Here is a 10,669-nt window from a genome sequence, read left to right on the forward strand (position 1 = left end):
GCACGGCGTCGACCCTGGTCATGGACGTCACGAGCCAGGACTCCGTCGACGCCGCCGTCGCCACCCTCGCGCGCTGCGATGTGCTGGTCAACAACGCCGGCGGGGCGCTCGGCCGCGAGAGTGTTGCCGAGGCGCGGTTGACGGACTGGGAGGAGATGTATGCAGCAAATGTCATCGGGACTGTGCGCGTCATCAAGGCCGTCCTGCCGCTGCTGCGCCGCTCACCCCACGCGACGATCGTGAACATGAGTTCAACCGCCGGACAACTCGTATATGAGGGCGGCGCCGGCTATTGCGCGGCGAAGCACGGCACGTCGGTGATCTCCGAGACCCTGCGCCTCGAACTCGTCGGCGAGCACATCCGGGTCTGCGACATCCGCCCTGGGATGGTGATGACGGACGAGTTCTCCTTGACGAGGTTCCGGGGAGACGCCGCCGAGGCCGCGTCCGTGTATGCCGACGTGGACCGTCCGCTGACCGCCGACGATGTCGCGGCCTGCGTGGAATTCGTGGTGGGCCTGCCGCAGCACGTGAATATCGACTCGCTCGTGGTGAAGCCGGTGGCGCAAGCGGCCCAGCACAAACTTCACCGCGGCAAGATCGACTGGCGCGGGTCCGACTAACCACCCGGCGGGCTGATCGGCATACGGCAGCACCATGGAGCCCAACTCAGCACAAGTTAGTCAACTGCGGACAACTTGCAAGGTGTCCACAGTTGACTAACTGCTGCTAGCAGAAGTTCCTTGAACCGGGGGCCGGAACCAGGAACGCCCCCGACCGGGTGGGTCGGGGGCGTTGCTGAGCCGCTTGTCGGAATCGAACCGACGACCTATTCATTACGAGTGAATCGCTCTGGCCGACTGAGCTAAAGCGGCAGTGCGCCGAGGCGCGGAGACGAGTATACGGAACGGCCGGGCTCAGACCGAATCGCCGGTCAGCAGCGCAGTCCGTCCTGGGGGGCGGTGTCCTTGAGATAGAAGGTGTCGATGGCGTTGTCGATGCACGAGTTCGACCGGGTGTATGCCGTGTGGCCGTCCCCGTCAAAGGTCACCATCACGCCGGAGGAGAGTTGGGCGGCGAGGCGTTGCGCCCACTCGTAGGGGGTGGCGGGGTCGCGGGTGGTGCCGATGACTACGATCGGCGGGGCACCGTCGGCCGCGATGGGACCCGGCTTGCCGGTGGCGGGGATCGGCCACTTGCCGCAGGTCACTCCGGACCACGCCAAGAACGTGCCGAACACGGGTGCCTGGGCGCTGAAGTCCTTGGCGCGCTTCTCATAGACGGCGAGGTCGGGGCTGTCGCTGGAGTCCAGGCACGAGACCGCGCTGATGACCTCCATCATGTTGCCGGAGTAGGTGCCGTCGACATTGCGCTCGGAGTAGGTGTCGGCCAGGCCCATCAGGGCGGTCCCGTCGTTCTTCTCCATCAACGGCCGCAGCGCGCTGGTCAGCGTGGACCACATGCCTTGGTCGTACATCGCCGCGGCCACGCCATAGGCGGCCCAGCCCTCGGTGAGTTGCTTCACGCGGGCATCGCCCTCCACCCGGGCGGGAGTGGCGTCGAGTTTGCGCAGAAGCGCGCTCAGGCCCGTCATAACTTCATCGACGGAGCCTCCGAGCGGGCAGCCGTCGTCGATACAACTCTGCGCCCAGGCGCGTGTAGCCGTCTCGAAACCCTTGGCCTGGCCGAGCAGCATCTCTTCTTGAGTCAGGTCGGGTGCCATCGCGCCGTCGAGCACCATCCGGCCGACGTGGGTCGGGAACAACCCGGCGTAGGTCGCCCCCAAGAACGTGCCATAGCTCTTGCCGAGGTAGTCCAACTTCGCCGAGCCCAGCGCGGCCCGCAGGACGTCCATGTCCTTGGCCGCCTCGACGGTCGAGACGTGCTCGACCAGCGGCTGGGCGTTGGCCTTGCACGCCTCTCCGAAGGCCGCGGCGTTGGCCCCGAAGGTCGCCACTTCGGCGGGCGTGTCGGGGGTCGGGTCCTGGGCCAGCCAGTCATCGAGCTTCGCGTCGGGGATGCAGTCGATCGGCGACGAGGAGGCCACCCCGCGCGGGTCAAACCCGACGATGTCGTAGGCCCGGCGCACCGGTGCGCCGACGATGAAGTCGGCGTAGCGGGCATACTCAACGCCGCTGCCGCCCGGCCCGCCCGGGTTGACGACCAGCGAGCCGATCCGCGAGCTCTCCTTGCGCGCCGGGACCTTCAGCACCTTGATCTGCGTCGTCGGCCCGTCGGGCTTGGCATAGTCGACCGGCACGGTCAGGTAGGCGCATTTGGCCGAGGACCCGCAGTCGGTCCAGCTGAGCTTCTGCTCATAGAACTTGGCCAGCGGCTGCATCGCGCTCGGGACCGGCTGGGGGCTCGATGACGTCGACGAGCTCGACGAGCGGAGCGGATTGGTGCAGCCGGTGACGAGGAGCGCGGCCGTCACCGTGGCCGTCACCCCGGCCACGCCCCATCGCAGCACACCCAATCTCATCGGGCCCTGCCTCATCCCCACTGCCTCATCCCCGCTGCGCGCATGGCAGGACGTTAACCCACGCTCCGGACAACCAGCGGCGCACTCCCGTCGTCGACGGCCTCAACGCGGCAACTGCAGCGAGACCGCCATGGCCTCCAGGGCGAGCAGCGGCGGCACATTGGCCTCGATGCGCTCGCGCGCGAGCCCGATCGCGTCCATGGCCCGCAGCAACCCTTCGGCGCGAAAGGCCCGAGCCACCTGACCGACCAGCGCCTGGTTGTCCTGGTTGACCAGCGCGGCCTCCAGACCGAGCGCGACCACAAGAGCGTCGCGATAGACCGACAGCAAATCGACCAGCGACCGGTCGATCACGTCGCGGGTGAACCGCGTCGCCCGGGTCTTCTGGTCCTTCTCCAAGGCGACCAGCTGAGCCCGCACGTGCGGCGGTTGCGTCCGCGCGGCCGGATCGGCGCCGAGGGTCAACACGAGCCGCTCCCGCTCGGCGGTATTGCGCTCGGCGAGCGCCGCATCCTTTTCCTCGTCGGCGATGGCCACGAGATCGGCAGCGGCCCCGACGGCCTCCCCCACCCCGGTGATCTTGCCGGCGAGCGTGACGATCTGGCGGCGGCGGATGCGGGCACCTTCGTCCCGTGCCAACCGCCGGGCCAAGCCGATGTGGGATTGGGCGGCGCGCGCGGCATACAACGCCATCGGGGCCTCGATCCCGTCGCGGCGCTGAAGAAGCTCGGCCACCGCGGTCGCCGGGGGCGTGCGCAGCCGCACGTGGCGCGACCGACTGCGCAGCGTGATCAGGACGTCCTCGAGGGACGGCGCGCACAACACCCAGACGGTGCGGGCGCTCGGCTCCTCGATCGCCTTCAGCAACCCATTGCCGGAGTGCTCGTTGAGCCGGTCGGCGTCCTCGATGACGATCACCCGATAGCGCCCCACCGAGGGCGCTCGGGCCGCGAGCTGCACCAACTCCCGCGCCTGGCTCACTCGGATCTGGAGGCCGTCCGTCGCGACCACGTCGACATCGGCGTGCGTGCCTTCGTATGCCGTGTGGCACTCCCGGCAGTCACCGCACCCTCCCCGGGGGCATTCCAGGGCGGCGGCGAACGCCCGCGCGGCTACGGACCGGCCCGACCCGGGCGGCCCGGTGATGAGCCAGGCGTGCGTCATCATCGCCGGCTCCGCGACGGCCCGTGCGAGCAGCGCGACGGCGTCGTCTTGGCCGACGACATCGCGCCAAATGCCCCCGGCCGCCGTGGAGCTGGGTGAGAGGGTCATGACAGCACCCCCTCCACCTGCAGTCGCTCGAGCACTGTGGCGTGGATCTGCTCCGGCGAGGCGAGGCCGTCGACCAGGAGATAACGCTGCGGGTTGCCCCGCGCCATGGCCCCGAAATGCGCCCGGACGGCGTCGTGGAAACCGTCGGCCTCGGACTCCAACCGATCGTGCACGTCACCGCGCCGGCGCCGGCCCTCGGCCGCCGGCAGGTCGACCACGATCGTGAGATCGGGCACCAGGTGCCCGACCGCCCACATCTGCAACTCGTGGACGGCCTCCGCGCCGAGGTCGCGCGCCGCCCCCTGATAGGCGACCGACGAGTCGGTGTAGCGATCGGTGACCACCACCTGACCCAGTGCCAGCGCCGGGGCGATCACCTCGGCGACATGCTGGGCCTTGTCGGCGGCGAAGATCAGCACCTCAGCCCGTGGTGCCATCGCCGCGCCGTGCAACACCAGCTCCCGTAGTTGCCGCCCCAACTCGGTCCCACCCGGTTGACGGGTGATCACGACCTCGCGGCCGGCGGCACGCAGGACCTCCGCGAGCAGCGCCACCTGGGTGGACTTGCCCGCGCCGTCGCCGCCCTCAAAGGCGATGAAGTAGCCGTCCTGCATGCGCCCGACCCTAGCCCGCGGCACTGACATCCCCGAGGGGCAGCCCTAGATCCCCACCATCAACTGCCCACCGTCGCCACTTGCCGCAGACCGTCGCCGATGACCCGGCCCATGTCGTTGCGCGGCAACGCGTCGACGAAGAGCACCTGCCGCGGCACCCGCAACTCGGTGACCTCAAGCTTGGCGTACGCGATCAAAGCCGCCCCGTGAACCACGTCGGGATCGCGCGGTACCACGAAGGCGACGGGGCGGTTGCCATGCTCTCGATCCGGCAACCCGATCGCGGCGACTTCTCGCACGTCGGGGTGGTGCCCGAGGGCGCGCTCCAATTCGGCCGGGAAGACGTTCTACCCGCCGCTGATGACCACCTCGTCCTCGCGGCCGTCGACGAACAACAGTCCGTCGCGCACGTGCCCGAAGTCGCCGGTGAATTGCATGCCGTGGTGCTGCGCCGCGCGTCCGCTACCGTCGGCGTAGTCGGCCCGCGCCATCGGGTTGTGCACGAAGATGCGCCCGGTCACCCCGTCGGGAACGACGTGAAGGTCGTCGTCCAGCACGCTGACGCGAATGCCGGGGGGAGCCACGCCGACACTCTCCGGCGCCCGGCGCAGATCCGTCGGCGTAGCGATCGTCGCCACGCTGATCTCGGTCGTGCCATAGACGTTGTAGAGCACGTCACCGAAGGCTGCCATGAAGTCGGTGGTCATGCCGCTCGGGCACCGCGATCCACACGAGGCGACCACGCGCAACTCCCCCAGCGCGCGCACGCGACCGTCGGGGGGGGGGAGTTCGAGGATGCGCTGCAGCATCACCGGCACGGCGAACATCGCCTGGCAGCGATAGGTGATCAAGGCCTCGTATGCCGCGGCGGCCTCGAAGGTCCGCTGCAACACCAGCGTCCCACGCACCCCGAAGGTCAAGCTGACGGACGACATCCCCCACATGTGGTCGATGGGTGCGCTCGCGAGCACCACATCCCCGATGCGCAGATCGACGGCGTCGAGGAAGGCGACCAGAGCGGGCGACCAGCGCGGCATACGTCAGGCTCTCGCCAGTGTCGGCGTCGATGACGGCGAGTCGGTGGGGATCAAGGGCGGCGGCTTGCCGGACCTGGCCGGCCAGGCCCATCCCCCAGCGCGAGATCGCGCTCGCCTGGCGCCACGTGGCCTCGCCGAGGCTCGGGCTGACCACGCCGCGGCGCGCCAGGTCAGCCACTTGCCCAGGGGATTCATCGTCTACCCCTCCTCCCTTGGAGGACGGCTAGCGTTCTCCGGCGCTTAAGTACTCACCGGTACGTGCCCGGATCAGGCCATTTGTCAAGACCCGGCCCGGGACCGCGAATCAACCCCGCTTCGCGGCCGCCTTTTTCGCCGGGGCTTTCTTGGCCGTCCTTTTGGCGGCGGACTTGGTCGTCGTCTTCTTCGCGGTCGTCTTCCGGGTCGTCCGCTTGCGCGTCGACGGTCCGGCGGCCCGCTTCTCGGCGAGGATCTCGTATGCCCGTTCGGCCGTCAGCGTCTCGGGATCGTCACCCTTGCGCAGGGTCGCGTTGGTCTCCCCGTCGGTCACATAGGGCCCGAATCGACCGTCCTTGACGGTCACCGCCTTGCCGCTCACCGGGTCGGCGTCGAACTCGCGCATCGGCGGCTTGGCCGCTGCCCGTCCCCGCACCTTCGGCTCGGCATAGATCGCGACCGCCTCGTCCAGACCGATCTCTAGCAGGAGGTCCTCGCTCGCCAGAGTTCGGGAGTCGCTGCCCATTTTCAGATAGGGACCGTAGCGCCCGTTCTGAGCGGTGATCTCCTCACCCGTGCCCGGGTGCACGCCGACGACGCGCGGCAGGCTCAGCAACCGCAACGCCGTCTCCAGGTCGACCGTCGCCAGATCCATCGCCTTGAACAGCGAGGCGGTGCGCGGCTTGGGGACCGCGGTCTTCTTGATCGTCGCGCCTTGGTCGACCTTCTCGGGACGGACCTCGGTGACATACGGCCCGAAGCGGCCGGCCTTGGCGACGATCTCGAAGCCGGTCGCCGGGTCGACGCCCAGGACGCGGCCGTCCTCGGCGGACATCGCCAGCAGCGCGCGGGCACGCTCCGGGGTGAGTTCGTCAGGCGCGATGTCGTCGGGGATCGTGGCCCGCCGTGGCGGCGTGGCCGAGGCGCTAGCGCTGGCACCGGCGGGGTCGTCCGCGGCGACCTCCTCGACATACGGCCCATAACGCCCGACCCGCACCACGACGCCGTCGCCGATGTCGATCGTGGACACCGCCCGCGCGTCGATCATCCCCAGGTCGCTGACGAGATCGCGCAGACCCGAGTTGTCGGCGGCCTCGTCACCGAAATAGAAGCGCGTCAACCACTGGACCCGGTGCGCCTCACCGCTGGCGATCTGGTCGAGGTCGTCCTCCAGAGACGCCGTGAAGTCGTAGTCCACCAGCTGACTGAAGTGCTCCTCCATCAACCGGGTCACGGCGAACGCCAGCCACGACGGCACGAGCGCATTGCCCTGCGTCGAGACGTAGCCACGGTCCTGAATGGTCCCGATCGTCGAGTCGTAGGTCGAGGGCCGGCCAATCTTCTTCTGCTCCAACGCCTTGACCAACGTCGCCTCGGTGTAGCGCGGCGGCGGGCTCGTCTGGTGCCCCTCCGCTTCGACCCGCTCGGTCGTCAGCGACTCCCCCTCGCGCAACTGCGGCAGGCGACGCTCCTCCTCGGCCGCGAGCTTCGCGGCCTTCTTGCGTCGGGTGTCCTCCTCGTCCCGTCCTTCTTCGTATGCCGCGAGGAAGCCTCGGAAGGTGATCACGGTTCCGCTCGCGCTGAACTCCGCCAGCCGCCCGTCGGGCAGGTCCCCACCGACCTTCACGGTGGCGGTGGAGCCGACGGCATCGGCCATCTGGGAAGCCAGGGTGCGCTTCCACACGAGGTCGTAGAGCGCCAGCTCCGACCCCCGCAGCTCGGCCGCGAGTTGCGCCGGGGTCCGGAAGGTCTCCCCCGCCGGCCGGATCGCCTCGTGCGCCTCCTGCGCCGCCGCATTGGAGGAGGTGTATCGGCGAGGCTTGTCCGGGACGGAGGATGCACCATACAACTCCCGCGCCTGCGCCCGAGCCGCCGTCAAGGCGGTCTCGGACAGCGCGACCGAGTCGGTACGCATATAGGTGATGTAGCCGTTCTCATAGAGGCGCTGCGCGGTGCGCATCGTCTCCTTGGCCGACATCCGCAGCTTGCGTGAGGCCTCCTGCTGCAGCGTCGAGGTGATGAAGGGCGCCGACGGCCGGCGGGTGTAGGGCTTCTCGCTGACCGAGAGCACACGGACCGCTGCGGTCGGCATCGCCGCGGCGATCGCCTCGGCGTCCTGCTGTCCAAGGTGGACGACCTTCGCGCTGGTCAGGGCGCCGGCGTCGTCGAAGTCCCGGCCGCTGGCAACCCGCTGCTCACCGAGCGCGGACAGTCGAGCGGTGAACAGCTCCTGGTTGCCGGTGGCGAAGTCGGCCTCGACATCCCAATAGGACGCGGAGTGGAACGCCATCCGCTCTCGCTCGCGCTCGACGACGAGGCGGGTGGCGACGCTTTGCACCCGACCGGCCGACAGACCGGCCCGGACTTTGCGCCACAGAACCGGCGACACCTCATACCCATAAAGCCGGTCGAGGATGCGGCGCGTCTCCTGAGCCTCGACAAGGTTGGCGTCGATCTCGCGGGTGCTGGCGACGGCGCGCTGAATCGCCTCTTTGGTGATCTCGTTGAAGACCATCCGCTTGACCGGGACCTGGGGCTTGAGGGTCTCCAGCAGGTGCCAGGCGATCGCCTCACCCTCGCGGTCCTCATCAGTGGCGAGGTAGAGCTCGTCGGCGTCCTTCAGCAGGCGCTTGAGTTCGGCGACCTTCTTCTTCTTGGCCGCGTCGACGACGTAGTAGGGCTGAAAGCCGTTGTCGACGTCGATGCCGAACTTGCCGAACGGACCCTTCTTCATGTCCGCGGGCAACTCCGAGGGCGTCGGGATGTCCCGAATGTGCCCCAACGATGCCTCGACGTCGAAGTCGGGCCCGAGGTATCCGGCGATCTTGCGCCCCTTGGGAGGAGACTCGACGATCACCAGCTTGCGCCCCGCCACTTGACCACTTGCCTTTCCTGCCACTGCATCGGCAGACCGCCGAGTGCACGCGGTGAGACCGTATAACGCACTGTCAAGTCGGGTCGAAGCAGGTGGACAGTTCAGTTTTCAACTAACTGGGCTAGGATGGCCGTATGACCGCTCGCCCGCCCGTCCTTTACCTCTCCCACGGCGCCCCGCCCCTCGCGGACGACCCCATCTGGCCCGGCCAGTTGCAGGCCTGGTCCGCGACGATCGAGAAGCCCACGTCCATCTTGATGGTCTCGGCGCATTGGGAGGCCGCCCCGATCACGGTGAGCGCGAGCGCCGGCCAGGTCCCGCTTCTTTATGACTTCTGGGGCTTCCCGCGCCATTACTACGAGGTGACGTATGCCGCGCCCACCGCCCCGGGGTTGGCCGCCTCCGTGGACCGGTTGCTGGGCGGGGTCCACCGCGACGAGAGCCGCGGCCTCGACCACGGAGCGTATGTGCCGCTGGTCGAGATGTTCCCCGACGCCGACGTCCCCGTGCTGCAGCTTTCGCTGCCGACGCTCGACCCGCGGCAACTGTTCACCGTCGGTCAAGCGCTCGCGCCGCTGCGTGACGAAGGGACCCTCCTCGTCGGATCGGGGTTCACCACCCATAACCTGCGGTGGTTCAACCCGCACGCTCCCGCGGACGCGCCGGCGCCGACCCCGTCGTCGGAATTCGACCACTGGGCCGCCGAGGCGATGGCGAGCCAGGATGTCGACGCCCTCCTGGACTTCGCCGTGCGCGCCCCGGCCGCCACCATCGCCCACCCGCGCACAGAGCACTGGGCGCCGCTCTATGTGAGTCTTGGCGCGGCATACGCCGGAGGAAGCCTGGAGAGCCAAAGCGTGATCGACGGGTTCTGGTTCGGACTGTCCAAGCGATCGTGGCAGTTGACCTGACCTTGCTGCCGTTGCGGAACTGGGATTCCTTGCGGCGCGGCCCCTTTGGGTCTCAAGGTTCGCCCTTTAGCATTCTGCGAATGCGCCGCCATCGCCTTGCAGTAGCCACCACCCACCGCTGTCGTGGCGGTGAGCCTGCTCACAGGGTGTGCCTCCTCCACCGAGATCCGCGGCCTCGACGACGTGTCGACCACCGGCACCGCGGCGCCGTCGGGCACCAGCACCTCCGGGAGCGGGACTCCGTCGTCGACCTCCACCGCCACCTCGGGGAGCCCGCGCCAGGTGACGATCACCGCGACCGGCGATGTCCGCGTCGATGCCGCCATCCGCGCGTCGGCGGAGCGGGCGTCCGGCACGGCCGGAATCTATGACTTCGACGGCATGCTGGCGGCCATTCGGCCGATCGCGCGCGGGAGCGATGTCGCGCTCTGTCACCTGGGCACGCCGCTGAGCGCTTCGGATATCGACCTCAGCGTCGCCGACAGCACCGTGCTCAACGCGCCGCGTGAGGTCGCGCGGACGTTGGCCTGGGCGGGTTTCACCGGGTGCGATGGCGCGTCCGCGCACGCCTATGACCTGGGAGTCGACGGTTTGGCCGACACCTTCCGGGTCTTCCAGGAGAACGGCCTGGGCTACGCCGGACCGGGGGCGGCGCAGTCCAACGGCCGACGTGTGGCCACCTACCGCACCGACGCTGCGACGGTGTCGCACTTGGCCTACACCTATGCCGTCTCGGGGGACGAAGCCGACGCCTCGGCCCCGAGCGAGGCCCGTTGGCTCAAGCGATCGCTGTGGCCGTCCGTCAAGGCCGACGGCATCATCGCGGACGCGGCCGCGGCGCGGGCGGCCGGGGCCGATTTCGTCGTGGTGAGCCTGAATTGGGGGGCGACTGCGGCGACCGAGCCGACCGATTCCCAGAAGGAGTTCGCCACCTCACTGCTCGACTCGGCCGACATCGACCTGGTGATCGGCACGAACCCGCGGGCCATCCAGCAGTGCGCCAAGATCAACGGCAAATACGTCTTCTACAGCCTTGGCGAATTGCTCGCCGACGGCCAGGACACCGAGGGCCTCACCGCCCGAGTGACCTTGACCCGGGACGCCTTCGGCAATGTCGACAGCACGGCCGGCTATCTCGCCACCACGGTCGCGCAGAACCGCCACATTGCGACCCCCGTGGTTGCCGATACCGACGCGAAGGCCGCAGACCGGATCGCCAAGGCGTTGGGCGACGCCACGACCTGCCCGACCGCTCCCCTCCCCTGAACGGCGCCCGCCGCGGG

9 protein-coding genes and 1 tRNA gene are annotated in these 10,669 nt (G+C 68.9%); 3 read left to right on the top strand and 7 right to left on the bottom strand.

Going from position 1 to position 10,669, the window contains the following annotated elements; translation table 11 throughout:
* A partial coding sequence (locus BN13_RS19815) for an SDR family NAD(P)-dependent oxidoreductase (protein ID WP_053079845.1) occupies positions 1-623 on the top strand: 623 nt, incomplete at its 5' end.
* A gap of 178 nt (positions 624-801) precedes the next feature.
* On the opposite strand, the gene BN13_RS17690 is transcribed toward BN13_RS19815, so the two are convergent.
* The 7 genes from BN13_RS17690 to topA all read right to left on the bottom strand — a co-directional run bounded on the left by BN13_RS17690 (position 802) and on the right by topA (position 8,475).
* Positions 802-875, bottom strand: a tRNA-Thr gene (locus BN13_RS17690).
* A 59-nt stretch (positions 876-934) separates the two neighbouring features.
* Positions 935-2,482, bottom strand: coding sequence for an alpha/beta hydrolase (locus tag BN13_RS17695; RefSeq protein ID WP_048548187.1), 1,548 nt, complete (start codon positions 2,480-2,482; stop codon positions 935-937).
* Positions 2,483-2,584: 102 nt separating this feature from the next.
* Positions 2,585-3,754 carry a DNA polymerase III subunit delta' gene (locus tag BN13_RS17700; protein WP_048548188.1) on the bottom strand — a complete coding sequence of 390 codons (1,170 nt, stop codon included), beginning with the start codon at positions 3,752-3,754 and terminating at the stop codon, positions 2,585-2,587.
* Entirely contained in the window at positions 3,751-4,368 is a 618-nt protein-coding gene (gene tmk / locus BN13_RS17705) for a dTMP kinase (RefSeq protein ID WP_048548189.1), read from the bottom strand. Before tmk ends, BN13_RS17700 begins: the two co-directional genes overlap by 4 nt.
* A gap of 59 nt (positions 4,369-4,427) precedes the next feature.
* Positions 4,428-4,697, bottom strand: a complete 270-nt coding sequence (locus BN13_RS17710) for an AMP-binding enzyme (protein ID WP_048548190.1) — start codon at positions 4,695-4,697, stop codon at positions 4,428-4,430.
* 18 nt (positions 4,698-4,715) lie between these two features.
* Positions 4,716-5,405 (bottom strand): AMP-binding protein, encoded by a 690-nt coding sequence (locus BN13_RS17715; protein ID WP_048548191.1) that lies wholly within the window; start codon positions 5,403-5,405, stop codon positions 4,716-4,718.
* 304 nt (positions 5,406-5,709) lie between these two features.
* Positions 5,710-8,475: a type I DNA topoisomerase gene (gene topA, locus BN13_RS17720; RefSeq protein ID WP_235434088.1), complete on the bottom strand. Its 2,766-nt coding sequence runs from the start codon at positions 8,473-8,475 to the stop codon at positions 5,710-5,712.
* 134 nt (positions 8,476-8,609) lie between these two features.
* Here topA and BN13_RS17725 point away from each other — a divergent pair, with 134 nt between their 5' ends.
* A complete protein-coding gene (locus BN13_RS17725) occupies positions 8,610-9,386 on the top strand; it encodes a dioxygenase family protein (RefSeq protein ID WP_048548193.1) in 777 nt (258 codons plus the stop codon).
* 129 nt (positions 9,387-9,515) lie between these two features.
* Positions 9,516-10,652, top strand: coding sequence for a CapA family protein (locus tag BN13_RS17730; protein ID WP_048548194.1), 1,137 nt, complete (start codon positions 9,516-9,518; stop codon positions 10,650-10,652).
* Positions 10,653-10,669 lie beyond the last annotated feature (17 nt).

Source organism: Nostocoides jenkinsii Ben 74, from assembly GCF_001046875.1.
Lineage (GTDB): Bacteria > Actinomycetota > Actinomycetes > Actinomycetales > Dermatophilaceae > Nostocoides_A > Nostocoides_A jenkinsii.